This is a genomic window from Pseudomonas sp. 10B238 (genome assembly GCF_000970615.1).
In the GTDB taxonomy this organism is placed as follows: domain Bacteria; phylum Pseudomonadota; class Gammaproteobacteria; order Pseudomonadales; family Pseudomonadaceae; genus Stutzerimonas.
Genome location: NZ_KQ033933.1, coordinates 17,810 through 41,842 on the forward strand (window position 1 = coordinate 17,810; position 24,033 = coordinate 41,842).

Here is a 24,033-nt window from a genome sequence, read left to right on the forward strand (position 1 = left end):
CTTACCATGTCAATCCAGGAATCCTTTGGTGCGTCGTGCTGCATAAGCTGTGCTCCATCCCACTGCGGAAAGGCTCATCGTAAGCAGGACACAGACTGCCTTCCGCTTTCAAAGCGGCATGGGCCAGAACCCGTTTGTCTGTGGCTGGATACCCACGGTTGCCCTATACACGGCTGGGAAGGTCAAGCAGTAGCTCATCGCTTTGATTAGATATTGCTACAGAAATAAAACATGATGGTATTTTCAATGCGTTTTCCGTGCGGAGCGCTTCTGATTGATTGGATTCTGTGCTATTTTTCGTACATGAACGGAAATCCTAGACATCAGGTAATCAAGCGTCTGCAGGCGGAACTACCGCGTGGGGCGCCGTTCGACCTTGCCACCCTGAACCAGTTCGGGGTGTCGCCCCAACTCGCCGCCCACTACGCCGATGGGGGTTGGCTCGTGCGCCTGGCTCAGGGCGTCTATGCCTTTCCGAACGATGACTTCGGGGTCTACGGTGCCCTGAAGTTCCTGCAACAGCGCGTGCCCGGCCTGCATGTCGGCGGCAAGAGCGCCCTGGCCCTGCAAGGCGTGCAGCACAACCTGGGCAGCCGGGACACCCTGGTGCTGTGGGGCGATAGCCGCTTCACGTTGCCGCGATGGTTCACCTCACGATTTCCGGCCCGCTATGTCCATGCTCGTCTGTTCGATTGGCCGGACACGCCACTGGCCAACAAGACCCTGATCACGCCGCCGGGCCTGCCCGACCTCCTGCGGGTGGCGGTTCCCGAGCGCGCCGTGCTGGAACTGCTGTACGAGGTCGGCGTCAAGCAAAGCCTCGAAGAAGCACGCAATCTCTTCGATGGGCTGCGCTCACCCCGCAAGGAGTTGCTCGGGCAACTGCTGTCCTGCTGCACCAGTGTGAAAGCCGTGCGCCTGTTTCTCACCTGGGCGCGCGAGACGGGGTTGGTGGAGGTCGATGCCCTGCTGGAACAGTACCCGGTCCGCACCGGCAGCGCCGCGCGCTGGATGGGCCGACTCGATGACGGTAGCCTGTTGAGTCTGAGACCTCATGGATAAGACCTACGCGGACACTGTTCGCCTGCTGCTGGCCATCGTGCCCGACGTGTTCGCCAACGACATCTTTGCGATGAAAGGCGGCACGGCGATCAATCTCGTCGTGCAGGACATGCCTCGCCTGTCCGTGGACATCGACGTGGTGTATCTCCCGTGGCAGGTGCCGCGCGACACCGCGCTACAGGCGATCAACCAGGAGTTGGCCGCCATCGCCACGCGCGTTGCGTCGCTCGGCGTACAGACACGCCTGGTCCGCAGCAAGGATCTGGGGGATACCAAGCTGATCGTCGAGAACGAGAGCAGCCAGGTGAAGATCGAGGTCAACGTGGTGTTTCGCGGCACCGTGCTGCCCGCCGAACGACGCTCGTTGAGCGCCAAGACCAGCGACCTGTTCGGCGTCGAACTGGAGGTGCCGATCCTGGCGCCGGACGAGTTGTACGCCGGCAAGCTGGTGGCCGCGCTGGACCGGCAGCATCCGCGTGACCTGTTCGACGTGTGGCAGCTCTACGAATCGGGCGGCATCAGCGACGGCATGGTCGAATGCTTCGTGGTCTACCTGGCGGGGCACAACCGACCGACCCATGAGGTGCTGTTCGGCAACGACAAGAACATCGCTGGCGAGTACGAGCGGGCCTTTGTCGGCATGACCGAAGTGGACTGCTCCCTGGAGACGCTGCTGGAAGCCCGCGCCCGGTTGCGGCACGAATTGCCTGGGCGGTTGAGCGCGCAGCACAAGCGATTCCTGAGCGGGTTGACGCGCGCGCAGCCCGATTGGTCCCTGCTGCAATGCCAGCACGCCGCGCAATTGCCGGCGCTGCGCTGGAAACTCAGCAACCTGGAAACTTTCCGCAAGCGTCGCCCGGAAGACTTCGCAGCCCAAGCCGATGCACTCGACGCCGGCCTGGGTCAAGCCTGACAACGCTTCAACAGCGTTCCCCGCTTGCCGGGATTGCCCCATACCGCATTGATCGTGGCGCCCACGAGGTAACGGCCATATACCCAAAGGCTTCCATAAAGGCCAAAGGGCTGGGAAGGGGCAAGGGAATGGGGTCAAGGGGAAAGGCCCTACCTTGAAAAGGCCAAAAAGGCTCTCCCGCCAGTCCGTCACTTGGGTGTCGTCATGTTCTCGCTGTTCCAACGCAAAAGGGTGCCAACCGCCGGCACACCGTCCACCGCCTCCATAGCGATGCCCCAAGGGCTGACCCGGCCGGAGTCGGCCGCCTCGCTGCTGGCGACGCCACGCCGGCGGAAGCTGCTGGAACACATCTGGCAACGGACCTCGCTGTCGCGCAAGCAATTCGCCACGCTGTACCTGACACCCCTGGAGCGCTACGCCGAGCTGGTGCAACAGTTCCCCGCCTCCGAGAGTCACCATCACGCCTATCCGGGCGGCATGCTGGATCACGGCCTGGAGATCGTGGCCTACGCATTGAAGCTGCGACAGTCGCATCTGCTGCCCGCCGGGGTCACGCCGGAAGCGCAGGCGGCCCAGGCCGAGGCCTGGACTGCGGGCACCGCTTACGCGGCCCTGCTGCACGACATCGGCAAGATCGCCGTCGATCTGCATGTCGAATATGCCGATGGCACTCTCTGGCATCCCTGGCATGGCCCGTTGCAGCGGCCGTATCGCTTCCGCTACCGCAAGGATCGCGAGTATCGGCTGCACGGTGCCGCCACCGGACTGCTGTACACCCGGCTGCTGGACCGCGAGATTCTCGACTGGCTCAACGGCTTCTCCGATCTGTGGGCTTCCCTGCTGTACGTCCTGGCCGGCCAGTACGAGCACGCCGGCACCCTTGGCGAACTGGTCGTGCAGGCCGACCAAGCCTCCGTCGCTCAGGAACTTGGCGGCGACCCGAACAAGGCGCTGGCCGCACCCAGGCACGCGCTACAACGCAAGCTGCTCGACGGCCTGCGCTATTTGCTAAAAGAGGAGTTCAAGCTGAACCAGCCCCAGGCTTCGGACGGCTGGCTGACCCAGGACGCGCTCTGGCTGGTGAGCAAGACCGTCTCCGACAAGCTGCGGGCGCATCTGCTATCGCAGGGCATCGATGGCATCCCGGCCAGCAACACGGCAGTGTTCAACGTGCTTCAGGACCATGGCATCGCCCTGGCCACGCCGGACGGTAAGGCGATCTGGAAAGCCACGGTCGCGAGCGATGCCGGCTGGTCGCACAGCTTCACCTTTCTGAAACTGTCCCCGGCGATGATTTGGGAAGCGTCCGACCGGCCGGCAGCCTTCGCGGGCACCGTACAGGTGGAGCCGGAAGGGTCGGCGGCACAGACACCCGCACCCGAGGCCATCGACGTGGAAACAGGGGAATCCGCCCCGGTGACTACCGAGTCCACCACATCAACGACTGCCGACAGCAGCGTCGAGGAGCTGCTGGAACTGCTCGATTCGTCTCCCGCGTCCACTGCTACGGCCATGCCGCTTCAGCCCCTCGCTGAGAAGCCCGCGCCGTTGCCGGACCATAAGCCCGCCGACACCACGCCGGTCCAGGCAGTACACCAAGGCGACGCCGATCCATCCGGTGCTCATTTTCTCGCGTGGCTGCGTCAGAGCATCCAGACGCGCAAGCTCATCATCAACGACGCCAAGGCGCTGGTACATACCGTGGCCGACACGGCGTATCTCGTGAGTCCCGGCGTGTTCCAGCGCTACGCGCAGGAGCACCCGCAGATCACCGCCCTGGCCAAGCAGGACAAGCTACCGGAATGGCAGTGGGTACAAAAGCGGTTCGAGAAGCTGGGCCTGCACCGCAAACAGGCCAGCGGGCTGAACATCTGGAATTGCGAAGTGACGGGGCCTCGCAAGTCCAGGCGGCTGCACGGATACCTGCTGACCAGCCCCGATACGCTGTTCCATGAGATACCCCCGAACAATCCTTACCTGCGCCTCGCCAACGCCGAGGCACAGCGTGACGACTCGGCGTTTCATGCCAAGAACGATGACGAGCAGGAATAGGATGCGACGCCGGCGCCCTCAGTTGCCGCGCTTGGGCGGGTCCGATTCGGCCAGCTTGGCCTCCATCGCAGCCATCAGGTGGGCAGAGCTGCACTTCAGGGCGCGGGCGATCTTGAGGATCAGAGGAAGCGTGGGAATGTGCTCGCCCCGCTCGATCTTGCCCATGTGCGACCGCTCGATTCCGGCCAGGTGGGCCAGCGTTTCCTGCGCGATCCCCTGGTCCGTTCTTTCCTCCCGCACCACTGCCCCAAACGCGATCGCTGGTTCCGCTTCGTATGTTGTTGTCCCGGCTGGTCGGCCGCGTTGAATCGATCGCTTTTGCATTGCCAAAAGCGTCGATCAGGGCCACGATATAAACCACGTTAAACTTAACTCATTCGATTAAGTTTCCATGCTTTAGCGCCTTCGGAAGTTGCACGTGAGATCGATCGACGTCTCCACTGAAATCCGCCTGGCAGTCCTCGGCGATTGGGTTCCTCCCCAACTCGCCGACGTGCTCGCCATACAGCGCGCCGAAGAACCTGAAACCCTGGCAGTTCTGATCGACACAGCGGCCACCGGACAACAACAGGAACGACCTGGTGACGGCTTCGACTTCGCGTTGTCCGCCACCCATCGGGAGTGGCCTGGCTGGCTCTGCGAACCGCTGTGGCACGACACCCTGGCCGTCGCTGTGGCAAAGCGATCCCACTTGCTGGCCTACCGAGAAGTACCCTGCCAGGAAGCGCTCAAACAGCCGCTGATCTACGCGCGATCAACGGCCGAAGAGTCGTGGCGCACGCTCGCACAGAGCGCATTCGAGAACGAATTGCGGGACCGCGAAGCAGCCGTCAGTACGTTCGAGGTCGCCATGACGCTGGTCGCAGCGGGGTACGGAATCGCCGTGGCCCCATCCACGAGACTTGCCGGGTATCGATGCCAGGGCATCGCCCTGCGGCCGCTGGCGAGCGCACCGATGATCGTGACCGCCTACCTGATTAGACCCGACGTTGCCCTGACGGAGCCTCAAGAGGGCTTTCTTCGACGCGCCCGCTCAATGTCCTGAGCAGCCTCTCAGCCCGGCACGCGCCTCACTCCCGCTCGATGACCCGCAGCAAGGCCCTGCGCCGTTTCGACAGCGGCCCGAAGGTTGCCATGACCTCGTTCATCGAATCGCCACGAGCCATCGCATCGAGGATGTCCGCCCAATCCTGCATGATGATCTTCCGCGATGCGATGTACTTGGTGTGGTCGTAGGGTGCGCGCGACGAATCTTTCTTCCGCTTCGAGTGGGCCAGTTGCAGATCAACCCGGTTCTCTGGGTAGCTCAACAAGCCGAGCAGCGTGGTCGCTGTTGAGCGGAAGCCGTGCGAAGAAAACTGTCCACCGTAGCCCATGCGCTCCAACACCTTGTTGAGCGTCGTAGCCGACATAACCGTTCCCGGCTTCCTGAAGCCGGGAAACAGCACCTTCCCTCCGCCTGTCAGCGTGTGCAGTTCTTTCAACAGCACGATGGCCTGCTTCGAGAGCGGAACGATGTGAGGGTCGCGCATCTTCATGCGCCCCGCAGGAACCGTCCACATCGCACTGTCCAGATCGAACTCGGACCAGTGCGCCTTGCGCAGTTCGGCCGTGCGGACATAAGTGAGGGCCATCAATCGCAGTGCAATGACAGTGACCCGGTAACCTGCATCATCCACACGGCTCAAGAACTTCGGGATCTCTTGCCACGGTAGCGGTGGATGGTGTCGAACTCGGGGGCGCTTGACCGACCGTTTCAGCAGCGCCGTCGGATCACTGTCGCAAAGCTCTTCACCCGCCGCGTATGCGAAGATTTGGCTGCACAATTGCCTGATCAGGATCGCAACGGTGGGAGCGCCGCGCTCCGCAACATCCTTAATGACGGGGCGCAGGTGAGCAGTCCGGATTGAGCTGACCGGCAGCTTGCCCACTTTGGGAAAAACATCGTTCTCCAAAGTGCGCTTGACTTGATCGGCGTAACCCTCGCTCCACTGCACGTTGCTCGCCATCCATCTGCGAGCCACTGGCTCAAAGGTGTTCTCGTTCTTTTCAAGCTGAGTGGAGATGTTGACTCTCTTCTCCACCACGGGGTGTACGCCCTTCTTGACGAGTTCCCGCGCGCGATCCCGCTCGGTCCGCGCCGCCTCCAGTGAGACCTGGGGGTACTTGCCGATCGCGTAGATGGCAGGCTTTCCGCCAAGCCGATAGCGGTAGCGCCACAACTTGCTTCCGCTGGGCGTGACGTACAGAAATAGACTACCCCCGTCCTTGAGCCAGTACGGTTCTTTTTGGGAAGGAATGGTCTCGACCTTCCTGGCCGAGAGCAGGTTCATGGCCATGTGTGTATATCACCTCTCTTGAGGTCCTATATACACAGAAATATACACACTTGCAGCAGATTGGTCTAGCCTTCACCAGACCATCAAGGAAGTCACATCAATACAAATCAACAACTTACACTTTCTCCATGGAACACGGTGGAGCTTGATGGATGCTAATCGTAGTTGTCGAGCATTAGCAGCATTTGCGTCACCCTAGGGCTTGAGGCTGATCCACCACCTGCCATGACGGTCCGAACCGGCGCGATAGCGACTCGGCAGAACGATCGGCAATACAGGTGTGAACGGGGTATTCCGGCACGGGGCCAGCAACGAGGATCAGGCGCGCCAACGCCAGCGGGCATGGGCCTTGAACAGACGCATCAGGAGGGTGCTGCTGAATTTCACGGAAAAGGTCTCGCAGAGCTGACAGCGCAAAGTAGCCCATGCCAGGCCACGATTTCAACCGGACTATACCAGAGCATCGCTTGCCCGCTACAGCCAAGCCGGGCGCCCTATACCGGCAGCGAAGCGATAGCGGCGGGTAGTGCGGATGCCGGAACCGGCCGAGCGTAAAAAAAACCCTGCGCTTGCCGGCAGCCAAGTCGAAGCAGCTCCGCAGCAGTGGCCTCGTCCTCGACCCCCTCTGCCAGCGTGTTCAGCCCGAGCGACCCGGCCATGTGGATGATAGCGGCGACGATGGCATGGCCGTCTTCGTTGGGTAGATCGCTGACAAAGGAGCGATCAATCTTCAAGGTGTCCACCGACAACCGCCGAAGATACGCCAGACATGAATACCCGGTGCCGAAATCATCGATAGACAGCGTAACTCCCAGAGCCTTCAGACCTGCCAGCGCAATCATCACCTGCTCAGTGTTGTCGACGAGGCTGGACTCGGTCAGCTCAAGCTCCAGCGCCGAAGCCGGCAGACCGGTCTGCGCCAAGGCAGCGGCTACAGTCTGTTCCAGCGAGCCCTGGTGCAGTTGTATCGCCGCGACGTTCACAGCGACACGCGGGATGTCCAGCTTTTCAGCCTGCCACCGTGCTGCCTGTCGGCACGCCTCAAGAATGATCCACTCGCCGATATCGACGATCAGACCACTCTGTTCCGCTGCAGGAATGAACTGCCCGGGGGCGACCAACCCCCACTGCGGATGCTGCCAGCGCAACAAGGCTTCAGCGCCCACTACCCTGCCACTGGCGAGGTCCAGCTGCAGCTGGTACTCCAGAAAAAACTCCTCTCGCTCGATAGCAAGCCGCAGGCCGTTGATCAGGTACAGCCGCCCACGCATCTCAGTATCCAGGGCAGCGTTGTAGTAGCACCAGGTCCGACGCCCAGCTTCCTTGGCTTTGTACATAGCCATTTCTGCGTTGCGCAGGAGGCAGGAAAAGTCCATGCCATCGTTCGGGCCGACCGCGACGCCAATGGAAATCGACACCACGATCTGCTGACGCTCAACCATGAAGGGTTCGGCCAATTCGTCGAGGACAAGCTGGATCACAGTCGACGCACCCTCGGCATTCTTCAGGTCCGCCAATAACACGACGAACTCGTCGCCGCTGGCACGTGCGAGCATGGCGCTGTCTGGCAATGCCTGCTGCAGCCTTACTGCGGTTGTGCATAGCAGCTGGTCACCGAAGCTGCGCCCGAACGAGTCATTGACCATCTTGAAATGATCAAGATCGACATACAGCACCGCAACTGCTCCCTTGAGTTTCAGGGCGCTGGCCATCGCCTGACGGGTCCGGTCCTCCAGCTGGGACAAGTTGGGCAACCCCGTCAGGCTGTCGAAGTGGGCCATATAGTCAATGCGCTGTTGCGCAGCGATCCGCTCGCTCATTTCGATCGCCAACCGCTCATACGGCGCCCGCACACTCGAAACGAACACCACCTGATAGATGAAGCCGTAGGAGACGATCTTGTACAGATGCCCGAGCAAGCTGTAGAAGCTGTTTACGCTGGAGTAGGCGGTAAAGCACAGTTCGGCGAGTATCGAGACCAGTGTCGCGGCCAGCATTCCATCAAAATAGCCACCGTCTTCAACCTCGCGAGCCCGCCAGAACACCCATGCCGCCAGCGCGAAGAGGCTGATGATCAACCATTCCATCTGGACCTTGAAGCGGGTCAGCCCCTCCCCTTCGACAAAGGTTCGCGGCCACAGCTGCGGCTGAAACAGCTGCAGATAAACAACCAGGGCGACCAGGCCCAGCGACGATGCCAACAGCAGGTGCCGCGGCAGTGGAATGCTTCGATGGCACAGGCGGCACGCCACGGCGAGCAGGGTGAAGGCGAGCAAGACGCGGGAAACCAGCCAGAAGGCGATCGCCTTTTCCGCCGAAGCGGGTGTCACCCAAACGGGCATACCCCGGTAGGACAGCATATGCGCCAGATCCAACAGCGCGATGGCCAGAAACGCACAGGCGAGCAGCGGATTCGATCGATGCACTGGCTGCTGGCTGTGCCAGGCCACCGCGAACACCAACGCGGCAACAACGATCGAGAAGGTTTCGACAGCGATGTGCAGCGGTAACGGAAACCACACCGGGCTGCCGTTGAGATCCGCCAGACTCGATAACAGCCAGACCAACATCAGCAGCGCAGCGAGGGCAATCACCAGCGATGACGCCAACGGCCAGGACTGACGAACGGAGGATGAGCGGGGACTCGGCAGTTGCGACATGGCTGGCTCGAATTGGCTGGAGTTGGATCGCCGAGCGATCCTGCTCGGCTTCCACGACTATATGGCTAGCCAATAGCCATTACCATATAACTAATAAGGACTTTAGTCGCAGTCGCCGAATGAACCCCTGAGCCGCGCCGAAGTCAGTCGCTCCCGTGCTCCGCCAAGGCCACCGCGCGGAACATCGCGCGGCGTTTGTTCAGTGTTTCTTCCCATTCCAGCGCCGGTTGCGAGTCGGCGACGATGCCGGCACCGGCCTGCACGTGCAGTTCGCCGTCCTTGATCACTGCGGTACGGATAGCAATAGCGGTATCCATGTTGCCGTTCCAGGCCAGATAGCCGACTGCACCGCCATACACGCCGCGTTTTACCGGTTCGAGTTCGTCAATGATCTCCATGGCGCGGACCTTCGGAGCACCAGACAGGGTGCCGGCCGGCAGGATCGCGCGCAGCGCATCCATGGCCGTCAGTGGCGCCTTGAGCTGGCCGGTGACGTTGGAGACAATATGCATCACGTTGGAGTAGCGCTCGATGACCATCTTTTCGGTAAGCCGCACCGAACCATTCTCGGCCACGCGGCCGACGTCGTTGCGGCCCAGGTCGATCAGCATCAAGTGTTCGGCCAGTTCCTTGGCGTCGCTGAGCAGATCCTGCTCCAGAGCCAGATCAGCTTCCTCGTTGACGCCGCGCGGGCGGGTGCCAGCGATAGGTCGGACCGTCACCAGTCCTTCCTCCACCCGCACCAGCACTTCCGGCGACGAGCCCACCACGTGGAAATCGCCGAAATTGAAGAAGTACATATAAGGCGTCGGGTTGAAGCAGCGCAGCGCGCGGTACAGATCGATCGGCGCGGCCTTGAAGGGAATCGACATGCGCTGGGAGATCACCACCTGCATGCAGTCGCCGGCGAGGATGTAGTCCTTGATGCGGTTAACCGCCTGCTCGTAGTCCTCGCGGCTGAAGCTGGAGCGGAAGGTCGGCTCGGTGCCGCCGCCATTCTCGAAGTCCAGGCCCAGGCGCGGCGTGATCGACTGGCGCAGTTTTTCGCGCAGCGCCTGAAGTTGCGCCTGCCCCGCCTCGTAGGCGTCTGGCTGCGCCGGATCGACCAGCACGATGCAGTGCAGTTTGCCGGCAAGGTTGTCGAACACCACCACGGCGTCAGAGACCATCAACAGAATATCCGGCGTGCCCAACGGATCGGGATTGGGACAGGTCGCCAGCTTGCGTTCGACATAGCGCACGCTGTCGTAACCGAAGTATCCGACCAGCCCGCCATTGAAACGCGGCAAGCCTTCGACCGGCGCCACACGATAGCGCTGCTGAAAGGCTTCGACGAAGGCCAACGGATCCTCGACTTCGGACTGTTCGGTCTCGATGCCATCGGTGGTCACGCTAACGTTGTGATCATGCACCCTGAGTACGGTGCGGCACGGCAGGCCGATAATCGAATAGCGCCCCCACTTCTCGCCGCCCTGTACGGACTCGAGCAGGTAGGAGTTAGGCGCGTCGGCCAGCTTGAGATAGAGCGTCAGCGGCGTGTCGAAGTCAGCAAGGGTTTCGAACGACAGAGGGATGCGGTTGTGGCCTTCGGCGGCCAAACGCAGGAATTCTTCGCGGGTCATGTCAGCCTCGTGGTCGGAGGGGAACTACATAAGGTCGAGTTGTGCAAACGTACCGGGCGACGCCGGCAGGAAATGTCAGGCGCGCCAGCGCCAACGGGCCAGGGCCTTGATGACATTCATCCATTGTTTGCGGGTGACCACCACGATCTGATCTCGTCTGCGGGATGTGCGGAACAGAGGCCACACTAGCTCAGCCCCGAAACCGAAGCAACCAGCTCGCGCAGGTCATCGAGCACCAGTGTCGGCGCCTCGTTGGCGATGGGTTCGCCGTGGTTGTAGCCATAAGTCAGCGCGACACAGGGAACGGCCGCCGCTTTCGCCGCGCGCACATCGTTGCGTGAGTCGCCAACGAACAGCGACGCATCGGGCGCGACGCCTGCCTGGCTCATAACCCACAACAGCGCCGCCGGATCGGGCTTCTGCTGCGGCAAGGTATCGCCCCCGACCAGCCACTGGAAGTAACCCGCGAGCCCCTTCTCCTCCAGCAGCGGCTCGATGAACTGCGCCGGTTTGTTGGTGATGATCGAGAGTTTCACGTCACGCTCACGCAGCCAGTCCAGGCATTCCCGAACGCCGGGGTACACCGTGGTCAGTTCGTGGCCGCCGGAATAAGCCTGCATGAACAGCGCCAGCGCCTCGTCGGCTAATTCATCGGCAACGCCGTCATGCTGCAACTTACCGGCCAGAGCCCGACGTACCAGTACCTTCGAACCGTTGCCGACCCAGTCGCGTACGCGCGCCATGCCGGCAGGTTCACGGCCCAGCAGCATCAGCATCTTGTCCACCGCAGCGGCCAGGTCCGGAACCGAATCCATCAGGGTGCCGTCCAGGTCGAACATCACCAGCCGCGGCAACTTGCCATCGAAGAGCTGCTCCAGGCGAGTCATGAGCGGGCCAGCGACAGTTCGGCGCGCATCTGGTCGATCACGGCCTTGTAGTCTGGCTGGTTGAAAATGGCCGAGCCAGCGACGAAGGTATCGGCCCCGGCTGCAGCGATCTCACGGATGTTCTTGGGGTTCACCCCGCCGTCGATCTCCAGGCGAATTTCACGCCCGCTGGCATCGATCAACGCGCGCGCCTCGCGCAGCTTGTCCAGGGTGTTGGGGATGAACTTCTGGCCGCCAAAGCCGGGGTTGACGCTCATCAACAGGACCATATCGACCTTGTCCATCACGTACTTGAGCACATCCAGCGGGGTGGCCGGATTGAACACCAGTCCGGCCTTGGCACCGCCATCCTTTATCAGCTGCAGCGATCGATCGATGTGATCCGAAGCTTCCGGATGAAAGGTGATGTAGCTGGCACCAGCTTCGAGGAAGTCGCCGATCATGCGGTCCACCGGACGGACCATCAAATGCACGTCAATAGGCGCGGTGACGCCGTGCTTGCGCAGTGCCGAGCAAACCATCGGGCCGATGGTGAGGTTGGGCACGTAGTGGTTGTCCATCACATCGAAATGGACGATGTCGGCGCCGGCGGCGAGGACGTTGTCCACTTCTTCACCCAGACGGGCGAAGTTGGCGGAAAGAATGGAGGGAGCGATGGCGAACGGCTGCATGACGACCTCGGGTAGCACGGCGGAATACCGCGCATTGTAACCGAGGGTCGGGGTCGCGGCGCGCCTGACGTCCGTTGCGGATGCCGACGCGCCTCGGGTGGATCAGGTCAGCTCGTCGAAGCACTCGGCGATGATCGCCAGGCCACGTTCGAGCAGCTCGTCCTCTGCAGTCAGCGGCACAAGCACACGTAGCACGTTGTAGTAGGTGCCGCAGGACAGCAGGATCAGGCCCTTGTCCCGTGCCTTGGCGACAATCTGCGAAGTCAGCGCCGCGGCCGGACGCGCATGGTCGCCGTCCTCGAACAGCTCGATGGCGATCATCGCGCCGAGCCCACGAACCTCACCGATTTCCTTGTGCCGCGCCTGGATCGCCTTGAGCCCGGTGGTGAGTTTTTCTGCCACTACCTTGCAGCGGTCGAGCAGCTTCTCTTCCTCGAAGATTTCCATGACAGCCAGCGCTGCCGCGCAGGACAACGGGTTGCCGGCGTAAGTGCCGCCCAGCCCGCCAGGCGCGATGGCGTCCATGATCTCAGCCTTGCCGCAGACGCCGGCAATCGGAAAGCCGCCGCCGACCGATTTGGCGAAGGTGGTCAGATCAGCGACCACACCCATCTGCTCCATGGCGAAGAACGTCCCGGTTCGTCCGGCGCCGGTCTGCACTTCATCGGCGATCAGCAGGATGCCGTGCTCGTCGCATAGCGCGCGCAGGCGGACCATGAACTCTTTGGGTGCGACGTTGAAGCCGCCCTCGCCCTGCACCGGTTCAATGATGATCGCGGCGATATCGCGCGGCTCGGCGTCGTTCTTGAAGATGCGTTCGATACTGGCGATCGACTCATCAACGCTGACGCCATGGATAGCGCAGGGATACTGCGCTCGGAAGATGCCGCCCGGCATCAGGCCCATTCCAGCGGAGTACGGCGCGACCTTGCCGGTCAGCCCCAGGGTCATCATGGTGCGACCGTGATAAGCGCCAGTGAACGCGATCACCCCGGCGCGACCGGTGGCAGCGCGGGCGATCTTCACGGCGTTTTCCACCGCCTCGGAGCCGGTAGTGACCAGCAACGTCTTCTTGGCGAAATCGCCTGGCACCCGCGCGTTGATCTTCTCGCACAGTTCGACGTAGGGCTCGTAAGCCAGCACCTGAAAGCAGGTGTGGGTCAGCTTGTGCAGCTGCGCTTCCACCGCTTTGATGATTTTCGGGTGCAGGTGGCCAGTATTCAGCACAGCAATGCCGCCGGCGAAATCAATGAACTCGCGACCTTCGACGTCGACCACGCTGCTGTTCTTCGCGTGATCGGCAAAGATCGGATGGATCTGGCCGACCCCACGGGGAACGGCGGCGACACGGCGTTTCATTAGGGATTCGTTGGTCTTGCTCATAAGCTCCTCAGTAGCCGCTCATCGTCGGCTCGGGTCGGAATGAACACCTGGAAGCGGGTCCGGCAGCATACGATGATCGACTGCCGGGCCATCCGGGCGTTCGGATAACAGTAATAGCATGTGCAATATTTTGCACGACGCAATTGCTGGCCGGCTCAAAGGCCGCCCAGACACAGATATTTGATCTCCACGTACTCGTCCAGACCGTAGCGCGAGCCCTCGCGCCCGAGCCCGGAGGCCTTCATGCCGCCGAACGGGGCCACCTCGGTGGAGATTACCCCGGTGTTGATACCGACCATGCCGTACTCCAGCGCTTCGGCGACACGAAACACCCGTCCCAGGTCGCGTGCATAAAAGTAGGCAGCGAGGCCGAACTCGGTGTCGTTGGCCTGGTGGATCACATCTGCCTCGTCGCTGAAGCGGAACAGTGGCGCCAGCGGGCCGAAGGTCTCCTCGCGCGCCACGGCCATCTCGGCGGTGACGTCGCCCAGCAGGGTCGGTTCGAAGAAGGTGCCACCCAGTGCGTGCGGCTTGCCGCCGGCCAGCAGTGTGGCGCCTTTGTCCAGCGCATCCTGCAAATGGCGCTGGACCTTGGCCACTGCGGCGGCATCGATCAGCGGGCCGGTGGTGACACCCTCCTCTGCACCGTTGCCAACCTTAAGCCGCGCCACTGCGGCAGCAAGCTTGTCAGCGAAGGCGTCGTAGACACCGTCCTGCACGTAGATGCGATTGGCGCAGACGCACGTCTGCCCGGCGTTGCGATACTTGGAGATCATCGCGCCCTCGACCGCCACATCCAGATCGGCGTCATCGAAGACGATAAAGGGTGCGTTACCACCCAGTTCCAACGAGAGCTTCTTCAGCGTCGGCGCGCATTGCTGCATCAGCCTGATGCCAACTGCTGTCGAGCCGGTGAACGACAGCTTGCGCACGATAGGGCTTTCGCAGAGCTCGGCCCCCACTTCGCGAGACATGCCGGCATCGGCAGTCACCACGCTGAACAATCCAGCCGGGATACCCGCGCGTTCGGCAAGCACGGCCAGCGCCAGCGCCGAGAACGGCGTCTGCGGCGCCGGCTTGAGCACCATGGCGCAGCCGGCGGCGAGCGCCGGGCCGACCTTGCGGGTGATCATGGCGCTGGGGAAATTCCAAGGCGTAATGGCGGCAGTCACGCCCACCGGCTCCTTCTGCACCAGAATGCGCTTGTCGCTGGCGTGCGCCGGGATCACATCGCCGTACAGGCGCTTGCCCTCCTCGGCGAACCATTCGAGAAAGGATGCGGCGTAGGCCACTTCCCCACGGGCCTCGGCCAGCGGTTTGCCTTGTTCGGCCGTCATGATGCGCGCCAGGTCTTCCTGGTTTTCCAGCATCAGCCCGTACCAACGACGCAGACGCGCGGCGCGCTCCTTGGCGGTCAGCGCCCGCCAGGCCGGTTGTGCCGCCTGTGCAGCCTCGATGGCGCGACGGGTTTCGGCGCGCCCCATGTTGGGCACCTCGCCGATGAGTTCGCCGGTGGCCGGGTTGAAGATAGCGGTCCGGCCGCCCTCGTCGGCATCGCACCAGACGCCGTCTAGGTAGGCCTGCTGGCGAAGCAGGCCGGGGTGATCGAGTTGCAGGGTCATGGAAGCGTCCGGATCAGGCGGGTTGTTGGGTACGCATCTTCTCGGAGCGGCCGCGCAGCCACTCCAGGGTCAGCAGCAGCGCGATAGAGAAGCCAATCAGCAAGGTGGCCGCGGCGGCGATGGTCGGGCTGAGGTTTTCACGAATGCCGCTGAACATCTGCCTCGGCAAGGTGATCTGTTCGGGGCCAGCAAGGAATAAGGTCACCACCACTTCGTCGAAGGAAGTGGCGAAGGCGAACAGCGCACCACTGATCACTCCCGGCGCGATCAGCGGCAGCGTTACGCGAAAGAAGGCGGTTAGTGGCGAGGCGCCCAGGCTGGCTGCGGCGCGCACCAGGTTGTGGTTGAAGCCCTGCAGCGTGGCCGACACCGTGATGATCACGAACGGCACGCCCAGCACTGCATGCACCAGAATCAGCGACAAGTAGCTGTTGCCCATGCCCAGCGGGGCGAAGAACAGGTAGCTGGCCACACCGACGATCACAACCGGCACCACCATCGGCGATATCAGCAAGGTCATCACCAGGGCCTTGCCGCGGAATTCGCCGCGGGTCAGGCCGATCGCCGCCAATGTGCCGAAAACCATCGCGAGCGCCGTGGCGGCCGGCGCAATGAGCATCGAGTTCTTCAGCGAACGCATCCAGTCCGCCGAGCTGAACAAGGCCTCGTACCAGCGCATGGAGAATCCCTGCAGTGGATAGACCAGAAACGAGCCTGAGTTGAAGGACAGCGGCACGATGACCAGCACCGGCACGATCAGAAACAGCAGCACCAGCGCACAGAGGATGCGCAGCGTGTAAAACCAGACCCGCTCGATGGGCGACATGTAGGGGCTCAGCATGGAACGGTCTCCTGCCCAAATGAACGAATGGTTTGCCGTGATTGCTGGGTATGCGCCGTCATGCTCAACCCAGCCTCAGCCGGCTGGCGCCGACCAGCCAGCTGTAGACGACGTACAACAACATGGTCGCCAGCAAGAGCAGGCCGCCCAGCGCCGTCGCCATGCCCCAGTTGATGGTGGTGTTGGTGTAGAAGGCGACGAAGTAGCTGACCATCTGGTCGTTGGGGCTGCCGAGCAGCGCCGGCGTGATGTAGTAACCGATGGAAATGATGAACACCAGCAGACACCCAGCAGCCACACCAGCCAGCGTCTGCGGGAAATACACCCGCCAGAAGCTGGCGAAGGGATGACAGCCCAGCGAGATCGCCGCACGCATGTAACTTGGCGAGATGTTCTTCATCACGCTGTAGATCGGCAGGATCATGAATGGCAGCAGGATATGGACCATGGCGATGTATACGCCGGCGCGGTTGAATACCAATTGCAGCGGCTCGTCGATCAGGCCCATCTTCAACAACGCACCGTTGATCAGGCCGCTCGATTGCAGCAGCACGATCCAGGCGGCGACGCGCACCAGGATCGAGGTCCAGAACGGCAGCAGCACCATGATCATCAGCAGGTTGCTCTTGCGCGCTGGTAGATTGGCCAGCAGATACGCGAGCGGATAGGCAAGCACCAGGCAGATCGCCGTGATCACCAGGCCCATCCAGAACGTGCGGGCGAAGATATCCAGGTACACCGCCTGATCAGGCGAGACCGGTGCCAGCTCGCCCATGTCGTCGATGCGGTGATCGAGGGCAGCCAGCAGATAGTAGGGTGTGAGCGCACTGTCGTTACGACGGATGACCTGCCAATAGGCAGGGTCGCCCCAGCGCTCATCGAAAGTCTCGAGCGCTTCCTTATAGGACGTTGGCAATTCCTTGAATGGGAGCGCGCGGGCCGTCTTGGTCATCAGGCTGCGGAAACCGGCCTGCTCCATGTTCAAGCGTTTGGACAGATCGCCCAGCGACTGATTCTGCCTCGCCTCGAGCAGGTCTTCGCTGAGGGCCCGGTACACCGATTCCTCCGGTAGACCGCGGCCATCCCAGGCCGCTATCGCCTCGACCGTGCGCGGCAGACTTCCCACCACCTCCGGGTTGTCGACGCTGCGCCATAGCAACGAGGCGATTGGCAGCACGAAGGTCAACAGCAAGAACACCAGCAACGGCAGAATCAGCGCCTTGGATTTCAACCGGTTCATGCGCTCGGCACGCGCCAGCCGACGCTTCAGGTTGGGCTCGGCGATATCGGGAACAGGCAAGGAGATGGCAGTCGCCATGGCGAACTCCGCAAAGTTTCAGTTTCCGGCGGCGCATGGCCCGCCTCAGGGCCGGCCATGCGAGGGGGTGCCAGGCTTGCTTAGCGCGCAGCCCAGGCGTTGAAGCGCTGTTCCAGTTGCTCGCCATAGTCGGCCCAGAAGGTGACGTTCATAGCCACTTGGTTGGCGATGTTCTCGGGTGTCGTGGGCATGTTCTTCAGCAGCTTGGGATCGAGCAGTTCGACCGCTTTCTTGTTCGCCGGCCCGTAAGCGATGTTTTCTGAGAAGGCTTTCTGCTGCTGCGGTTGCAAGGTAAAGCTGACGAATTCGAGCGCCGCCTTCTGATCCTTCGCACCTTTGGGCATCGCCCAGGAATCGAAGTCATAGATGCCACCGTCCCAAACCACTTGCAGATTGCTCTCGTCCTGCACCGCGGCGATGCGACCGTTGTAGGCGCTGCTCATGACCACGTCACCGGAGGCCAGAAACTGCGGTGGCTGAGCGCCGGCTTCCCACCATTGAATGCTGGGTTTGATCTGGTCGAGCTTCTTGAAGGCCCGGTCCTGGCCTTCTTTGGTCGCCAGGACTGTGTACACGTCTTTCGGCGCAACCCCATCAGCCATCAAGGCGAATTCGAGGGTGTACTTGGCCCCCTTGCGCAGGCCGCGCTTGCCGGGAAATTTCTCGGTATCCCAAAAATCCGCCCAGCCGGTCGGCGCGCTGGCAAGCTTGTCGGCGTTGTAGGCCAACACCGTGGACCAGACGAAGAAGCCGACACCGCAAGGCTGTATGGCACCCTCGATGAAGTCATCCGGATTACCCGCCACCGACGGATCAATTTCCTCGAACAGCCCTTCGTCGCAGCCGCGCGACAGCTCCGGTGATTCGACTTCCACGAGGTGCCAGGACACGCTGTTGGTATCGACCATGGCCTTCACCTTGGCCATCTCGCCGTTGTACTCGCCGGCGATGATCTTGTGGCCGGTCTTGGCCTCGAACGGCTCGTTGAAGGCTTTAATCTGGGCCTGCTTGTTGGCCCCGCCGAAGGTGACGGCCGTGAGGTTTTCCGCCGAGGCCTGGGCAGCGCATACCAGTCCGATGCTAAGGACGGTCAGTTTCAGAGAGTTCAGCATTGTTATTCGCTCCATGATGCGGTTGAAGACAGCTTTCTTGCTTGCTCGCCCCTGCTTATGCCGCTTGCAGCGGATCCAGCGCACGGACGTGTTCCACTTGCCAGCCGATCGGCACGACATCACCAACCGCCAGGGCGGGATCGAACTCGGCGATTGGTTGCTTGACGAAGAAATCGCTGATGCCACAGACCTCGAGGCGGATGCGGATGTGATCGCCCAGATAGACGAATTCGGCCACCCGCCCGGTGAAGCGATTCGGGCAATTGGCGCTGGCGCCGTTGAGGCGGACCCGTTCCGGGCGAATCGACAGATTGACCGGCGTACCCGGCGCACCGACCTTCACCGCAAGGGCCTCGACCCGTTCGCCGCGCCCCAACTCAACGGTGCAGTTGTCGCCATTGCGACTGACCAGCCGTGCCGGCAGCCGGTTGTTCTCGCCGAGAAAGTTGGCGACGAAGGTGTTTGCAGGCCGCTCGTAGAGCGCCCGCGGCTCATCGATCTGCTGTATTTCGCCCTGATGGAATACCGCGACCCGATCTGACATGGTCAGCGCCTCGCCCTGATCGTGGGTGACGTAGACCACAGTGACCCCAAGGCTTTGATGCAGGTGCTTGATCTCCATCTGCATCTGCTCGCGCAACTGCTTATCCAGCGCCCCCAGGGGTTCATCCATCAACACCAGCTGCGGTTCGAACACCAGGGCTCGGGCCAGGGCCACGCGCTGCTGTTGACCACCGGACAGCTGCGCCGGGTAGCGATTGCGGAAACCTTCGAGCCGCACCATCGACAGCGCGCGTTTGACTCGTTCCTTGACATCGAGCTTGGCCATGCCCCGCACGCTTAGCGGGAACGCCAGGTTCTCGGAAACCGTCATGTGCGGAAACAGCGCATAGTTCTGGAACACCATGCCCATGTCGCGCTTGTGCGGCGGCAGCTTGTTAATCGAACGGCCGCCGAGCAGGATTTCACCTGCAGTCGGCGTCTCGAAGCCGGCCAGCATCATCAGGCTGGTGGTCTTGCCGGAGCCGGACGGGCCCAGCAGCGTGAGGAATTCACCCTTGCGGATGTCCAGGTTGAGGTCTTTGACGATCAGCGCTTCGCCGTCGTAACTCTTCTGGATGCCACGAAAGCTGACCAGTACATCGTTCGCTTGGGAATCGAGCATGCCGCACCTGTGTTCCGTTGTTCCGTGACCACAGGTTAGGAGTCCGCGCAGCCCGCGAACATCGGCGCAGCGGAGTGATTGAACTCAGTCAAACGGAGAGACTGATGTAGGGATTGCCCTACAACAGCTGTTGCCCCAGCGGCCTGACCAAGAGGACGAAGGCCGCAGGGTTTAGGCGTGCACGGCGGCGGTGGAGCGAGCTCAGACCAGCTTGTGCTCCATGGCATAGCGGACCAGATCGGCCACTGAGTGCGCGACCAGCTTCTGCATCAGGCGCGCCTTGTGCGTGCTGATGGTCTTGCTGCTGAGCGCCAGCTTGGCGGCGATGTCGTTGACCGAGTCGCCATGTACCAGGCGCTCGAAAACCGAGTACTCACGCTCGGACAGCAGCGCATGGGGCGGCCGGGAATCAGTGAGCCCGACTTCGAAGACCATTCGATCCGCCAGCTCCGGATCGATATAACGGCCGCCGGCGGCGACCTTGCGCACCGCGGTCAGCAACAGCGCCGGGTCGCTGTCCTTGGTTGCATAACCGGCAGCGCCGATTTTCAGCGCACGCGCCGCCATCTGTGCCTCGTCATGCATCGACAGCACCAGGATCGCCGGTGGCTGGCTCAATGCACGGATCCGTGGAATGGCTTCCAGGCCATTGATGCCCGGCATGGAGATGTCCAGCAGCACCACATCGCAAGGCGTCAGCCGCAACTGGTCGAGCAGCTGCTGACCGTTACCCGCCTCACCGATCACCTGCATGTCCTTGGCCAGTCCGATCAGCTGCTTGATGCCCTCGCGAACGATGGTGTGATCCTCGGCGACGATTACCCTAATCATGGCGCTAGCTCTCCAATGTACTGATCAGAACCGCAGGCGCGGTTGGGACATCCAGGGGCACCGAGACGTGAATCGAGGTCCCCTCGCCCGGCTGGCTTTCCAGCAGCAACGTGCCGCCGAGCATCTGCGCTCGCTCGTGCATACCAACCAGGCCGAATGAGGGTCCCTGGCGGCTCTGCTGAACCACGAAACCCTCGCCGTCATCGCTGATGCTCAAGCACAGCATATCCCCTTGCTGCTGCAGGGTGAGGCTCACGGTTTGTGCATTGGCGTGACGCATGACATTGGTCAGGGCTTCCTGAAGGATGCGAAACAGGCCAATGGCCTTGGCATTACCGAGTTGCGGCGGGCATTCCGGCACTTCCACCAGGCAGGCGATGCCAGTGCGCTCCTCGAAGCGCCGAGCCTGCCAGTCGATGGCCGATGCGATGCCGGCGTCCAGAATCGGCGGGCGCAGGGCGGTCGCCACGTCGCGCACCTGCTGGAACAGCTGCGCAATCAACCGCTTCATGCCCTGCAAACGGGCCGCCAGGCCGGGATCGAGCTCGGCGAAGCTGATCTCGCACATGGAGATTTCCAACTTCAGTACCGTCAGCATCTGCCCCAGCTCGTCATGGACCTCGCGGGCTATGTGGGCTTTTTCCTCCTCGCGCACGGTCTCGACGTGCGCCGCCAGCTTGCGCAACTGCGCACGCGAGGCGTCCAGCTCCAGCTCAATCCGCTTGTTGTCAGTGATATCCCAGACGATGCCGTCCCAGACCTGCCGTCCCTCCAGCTGGCCCCGTACCGACGCACGGATATCGGCCCAGCGAATCTCGCCGGAACGAGTCAGAATCCGCCCCTGCCAGTACCAGTCGCTCATGCTGTCCAGGGCTTGCTGCTGGCTGCTCCAGTAACCCGGCTCGTCATCGGGGTGGACCAGGCTGCGGATACCGCGTCCGGGCTGCAGCAACAGCTCAGCCGAGTAGCCAACCAGGCGCTCGCTGGCCTCGCTGATGTAGGCGATGCTGACCGGCGCACCGGCGTCCTGCCGCTCGAGGCGGAACACCAGTCCAGGGACGTTGCCGGCCATGGCCTTAAGGCGCACCTCGCTTTCCTGCAGCGCGGCACTGGCGCGGCGGCGCTCGGTAATGTCAGCGAGGAACACGACCAAGTATTCCTTACTGCCGAATCGCAGGAAACTCAGGGTGACTGCGGCGGGGAACCGGCTGCCGTAAGCACGTTGCCATTCACATTCGTGAACCCGATGGTCCTCCACACCACTGCGGGCGTCACGCCAGAGCTGCAGCCAGTCGTCCATGCTCATTCCCGGCTCCAACGCTTGCAAGGGCTGGTCGAGAAGACTGTCCGAGGCATACCCGAGCAGTTCGACGGCAGCCTGGTTGGCATATCGAACATGGCTGTCCCAGTTCAACCAGAGAATGCCGACCGTACTGTGATCGAGGCAGAACTGAGTCAACCGCTGCGCCTCTTCGGCCGCGGCGCGCGCCTCGATGTCTCGCCGCGCCGATTTCAGCCGGCTCTCCAGAAGCCCCTGCTGGCGGCGCTGCCAGACCAGCATGGTCACGGTAGCCACCAGCAGCAACGTCAACAGTAGGCTGAGACTGCGCCAGTAACTGATGCGGCGCGATTGGTCGATGCTGCGCGATTTCAGCCAGTGCTCCTGCAACTGACTGAACTCACCGGCAGGAAAGTTGCGCAACGCCTGATCGATGACCGCGCTCATCACCGGGCTGTCGCGCCGAGAACCGATGCGCAGCAACAATGGATTGCCCAGATCGCCTACGACATCCAGCGATGCGTATTCGGCCCGCTGCGAGAGTCGGCCGTAGAGCGGCTCATCCACCACTGCGAAGCGCACGCGTGCCTCGAGCAACTGACGCATAGCCTCGAACTGGCTACCGACTTCCAGCACGGGCTGGCTCGGGTAGTTGCTGCGCATGTATTCGGCCACCGCGCCGGGCCCTTCCAGGGCGATCACATCATTGCTGTCCAGACGCTCTAGATCGATCGCACGGGGGCCGTTTACGTCGCCGATAATCAGCCTTGGCACTCTCAGAAACGGATCGCTATAGCGCCAGATACGCAGCCCTTCCCGAGTCTGTCGCAGCCCTGGCGCGAGGTCGATCTCGCTGGCGCGCATGGCATCATTCAATGCTGCCTCGTCGACGAATCGATGCCATTGCAGGGTGACGCCGAGGCTGGCGGCCAGCCGCTCAATGAACTGCACATGGAAGCCGGACAGGCGACGCTGGCGTTGGTCATACTCGGCGTAAGGCGGCGCCATCACGACACCCACACGCCACTGCGGGTGTGCCGCCAGCCACTCCTGTTGCGCATCGCTCAGCGGCACGCTCGAGGCCTGTACGGTCATCGCGTTCAGCGCAAGCAACAGGCAGCAACAACGCAGCAGAAATGACACCATAAGCCTCACGAGATCGGCATTCGTGCCGAAAACGCTTTTGTAGTGCATCTGCACCGCCTGCGCCAGCACCACGGCAGCGCTAGGCCGGCGTCTATCAGGAAAGCCCATGGTTCGAGCTCGCGTTTCAACTGGTTTGGCGGTCGCCTTGTTCGCCATCGTCACCAGTCCTTTGGTCAACGCTGTTGAGGAGCCAGCCGAACCGGAAGCCACTCCGGCTCCGGTGGCTGTTGATCGCCCGCCGCTACCCTCTCGCAGTGCGACCATGGCCACTGACCTGTTGCGCCAGCTGCCGCCCAGCGAGTTAATCAGCCTGAACGCGGACAAGGACGACTTCGTTGCGCTCTGGCGCCCCGCCAATGTGGCTGAACCCAAGGGTGTCATCGTCCTGTTGCCTGGCGAGGGCGAAAGCACCAACTGGCCGCGCGGCATTGGCCCGCTGCGTCGTGGCCTGCCGGACCACGGTTGGCACACCCTGAGCCTGAGCCTTCCGGACTCGCCGGGCTTGCTGTTACCGCCAGCCACTGAGCAAACGCCCGAGCAACCGACCGACGAACCCGAACCTGAACAGCCCACCGAAGAGCCGCCGCCAAGCGAAGCCGGATATTTGCCTGAAGAAGCCGCAGCAGTGCCAGACGAACCGGCAGCCGACGACGGCGACGCGCAAGCCCCGGCCGAAACGGCCGCGCCCAAGCCTGAGCAGGCCGAGCAGATCACTGCACGCATCGAGGCGGCCCTGACCTTCGCCCGCAGCAAACAACCCGCAGCGATTGTGCTGCTTGGCCAGGGTACAGGCGGCTATTGGGCGGCCCGCTATCTTCAGCAACGGGCGCCGGCGGATGTCAGGCATCTGCTGGTGATCCAGCCGCGCCAACCGGAAGGACAAGACGAGCCGCTTGCGCAGCTGGTGCCGACCCTCAAACTGGCCACCGGGGACTTCTATTACAAGGACTCAGGGAGTGAGCAACGGACAGCTCGCGAGCGACTGAACGCCAGCCGCCGAATCCAGCACCCGGCCTATCGCCAAGTCGGATTACCCCAACAGACCGGCGATCGCCCCTCCGATCAGGAAGCGCTCGTTCGACGAGTCCGCGGCTGGCTCAAGCGAGAAATATAAGCGCTGACCGGCTCGC

Annotated in this window: 19 protein-coding genes; 5 read left to right on the top strand and 14 right to left on the bottom strand. The window is 62.3% G+C overall.

Annotated elements, in window-relative coordinates:
* The first annotated feature begins 303 nt into the window (after nucleotides 1-303).
* The 3 genes from RT21_RS11675 to mobH all read left to right on the top strand — a co-directional run bounded on the left by RT21_RS11675 (nucleotide 304) and on the right by mobH (nucleotide 4,027).
* Nucleotides 304-1,062 carry a type IV toxin-antitoxin system AbiEi family antitoxin domain-containing protein gene (locus tag RT21_RS11675; RefSeq protein WP_023464505.1) on the top strand — a complete coding sequence of 253 codons (759 nt, stop codon included), beginning with the start codon at nucleotides 304-306 and terminating at the stop codon, nucleotides 1,060-1,062.
* On the top strand, nucleotides 1,055-1,975 hold the full coding sequence (locus RT21_RS11680) for a nucleotidyl transferase AbiEii/AbiGii toxin family protein (RefSeq protein WP_023464504.1): 921 nt from the start codon (nucleotides 1,055-1,057) through the stop codon (nucleotides 1,973-1,975). Before RT21_RS11675 ends, RT21_RS11680 begins: the two co-directional genes overlap by 8 nt.
* Nucleotides 1,976-2,179: 204 nt before the next feature.
* Nucleotides 2,180-4,027, top strand: coding sequence for a MobH family relaxase (gene mobH, locus RT21_RS11685; protein ID WP_023464503.1), 1,848 nt, complete (start codon nucleotides 2,180-2,182; stop codon nucleotides 4,025-4,027).
* Nucleotides 4,028-4,045: 18 nt separating this feature from the next.
* On the opposite strand, the gene RT21_RS11690 is transcribed toward mobH, so the two are convergent.
* On the bottom strand, nucleotides 4,046-4,351 hold the full coding sequence (locus tag RT21_RS11690; RefSeq protein ID WP_012639409.1) for a helix-turn-helix domain-containing protein: 306 nt from the start codon (nucleotides 4,349-4,351) through the stop codon (nucleotides 4,046-4,048).
* Nucleotides 4,352-4,445: 94 nt separating this feature from the next.
* Between RT21_RS11690 and RT21_RS11695 the strand changes: the two genes are divergently transcribed.
* Entirely contained in the window at nucleotides 4,446-5,072 is a 627-nt protein-coding gene (locus tag RT21_RS11695) for a substrate-binding domain-containing protein (RefSeq protein ID WP_023464502.1), read from the top strand.
* A 25-nt stretch (nucleotides 5,073-5,097) separates the two neighbouring features.
* Here RT21_RS11695 and RT21_RS11700 read toward each other — a convergent pair whose 3' ends face one another.
* From RT21_RS11700 to RT21_RS11760, 13 genes are all read right to left on the bottom strand, one after another.
* Entirely contained in the window at nucleotides 5,098-6,366 is a 1,269-nt protein-coding gene (locus RT21_RS11700; RefSeq protein ID WP_012639411.1) for a tyrosine-type recombinase/integrase, read from the bottom strand.
* A gap of 494 nt (nucleotides 6,367-6,860) precedes the next feature.
* A complete protein-coding gene (locus RT21_RS11705) occupies nucleotides 6,861-9,026 on the bottom strand; it encodes a putative bifunctional diguanylate cyclase/phosphodiesterase (RefSeq protein ID WP_052724746.1) in 2,166 nt (721 codons plus the stop codon).
* A gap of 143 nt (nucleotides 9,027-9,169) precedes the next feature.
* Nucleotides 9,170-10,648 carry an anthranilate synthase component I gene (trpE, locus tag RT21_RS11710; protein WP_046162863.1) on the bottom strand — a complete coding sequence of 493 codons (1,479 nt, stop codon included), beginning with the start codon at nucleotides 10,646-10,648 and terminating at the stop codon, nucleotides 9,170-9,172.
* Nucleotides 10,649-10,833: 185 nt separating this feature from the next.
* The gene (locus RT21_RS11715; protein WP_046162864.1) at nucleotides 10,834-11,535 is read right to left on the bottom strand and encodes a phosphoglycolate phosphatase; all 702 of its coding nucleotides are present in this window, start codon (nucleotides 11,533-11,535) and stop codon (nucleotides 10,834-10,836) included.
* Nucleotides 11,532-12,206, bottom strand: coding sequence for a ribulose-phosphate 3-epimerase (gene rpe, locus RT21_RS11720; protein WP_045430671.1), 675 nt, complete (start codon nucleotides 12,204-12,206; stop codon nucleotides 11,532-11,534). The genes RT21_RS11715 and rpe overlap by 4 nt, the downstream gene beginning before the upstream one ends.
* A 102-nt stretch (nucleotides 12,207-12,308) precedes the next feature.
* Nucleotides 12,309-13,589: a 4-aminobutyrate--2-oxoglutarate transaminase gene (gabT, locus tag RT21_RS11725; protein WP_046162865.1), complete on the bottom strand. Its 1,281-nt coding sequence runs from the start codon at nucleotides 13,587-13,589 to the stop codon at nucleotides 12,309-12,311.
* A 155-nt stretch (nucleotides 13,590-13,744) separates the two neighbouring features.
* A complete protein-coding gene (gene gabD / locus RT21_RS11730; RefSeq protein WP_082082155.1) occupies nucleotides 13,745-15,211 on the bottom strand; it encodes an NADP-dependent succinate-semialdehyde dehydrogenase in 1,467 nt (488 codons plus the stop codon).
* Nucleotides 15,212-15,224: 13 nt separating this feature from the next.
* Nucleotides 15,225-16,052, bottom strand: coding sequence for an ABC transporter permease (locus tag RT21_RS11735; protein ID WP_046162866.1), 828 nt, complete (start codon nucleotides 16,050-16,052; stop codon nucleotides 15,225-15,227).
* Between the two features lie 64 nt (nucleotides 16,053-16,116).
* Nucleotides 16,117-17,370 carry an ABC transporter permease gene (locus RT21_RS11740; RefSeq protein ID WP_046162867.1) on the bottom strand — a complete coding sequence of 418 codons (1,254 nt, stop codon included), beginning with the start codon at nucleotides 17,368-17,370 and terminating at the stop codon, nucleotides 16,117-16,119.
* A gap of 80 nt (nucleotides 17,371-17,450) precedes the next feature.
* On the bottom strand, nucleotides 17,451-18,482 hold the full coding sequence (locus RT21_RS11745) for an ABC transporter substrate-binding protein (RefSeq protein ID WP_046162868.1): 1,032 nt from the start codon (nucleotides 18,480-18,482) through the stop codon (nucleotides 17,451-17,453).
* A 55-nt stretch (nucleotides 18,483-18,537) separates the two neighbouring features.
* Nucleotides 18,538-19,647, bottom strand: coding sequence for an ABC transporter ATP-binding protein (locus RT21_RS11750; RefSeq protein WP_046162869.1), 1,110 nt, complete (start codon nucleotides 19,645-19,647; stop codon nucleotides 18,538-18,540).
* Nucleotides 19,648-19,848: 201 nt separating this feature from the next.
* On the bottom strand, nucleotides 19,849-20,478 hold the full coding sequence (locus RT21_RS11755) for a response regulator (RefSeq protein WP_046162870.1): 630 nt from the start codon (nucleotides 20,476-20,478) through the stop codon (nucleotides 19,849-19,851).
* A 4-nt stretch (nucleotides 20,479-20,482) separates the two neighbouring features.
* The gene (locus RT21_RS11760) at nucleotides 20,483-22,903 is read right to left on the bottom strand and encodes a PAS domain-containing sensor histidine kinase (protein ID WP_046163049.1); all 2,421 of its coding nucleotides are present in this window, start codon (nucleotides 22,901-22,903) and stop codon (nucleotides 20,483-20,485) included.
* Between the two features lie 106 nt (nucleotides 22,904-23,009).
* Between RT21_RS11760 and RT21_RS11765 the strand changes: the two genes are divergently transcribed.
* Nucleotides 23,010-24,017 (top strand): alpha/beta hydrolase family protein, encoded by a 1,008-nt coding sequence (locus tag RT21_RS11765; RefSeq protein WP_082082156.1) that lies wholly within the window; start codon nucleotides 23,010-23,012, stop codon nucleotides 24,015-24,017.
* Nucleotides 24,018-24,033 lie beyond the last annotated feature (16 nt).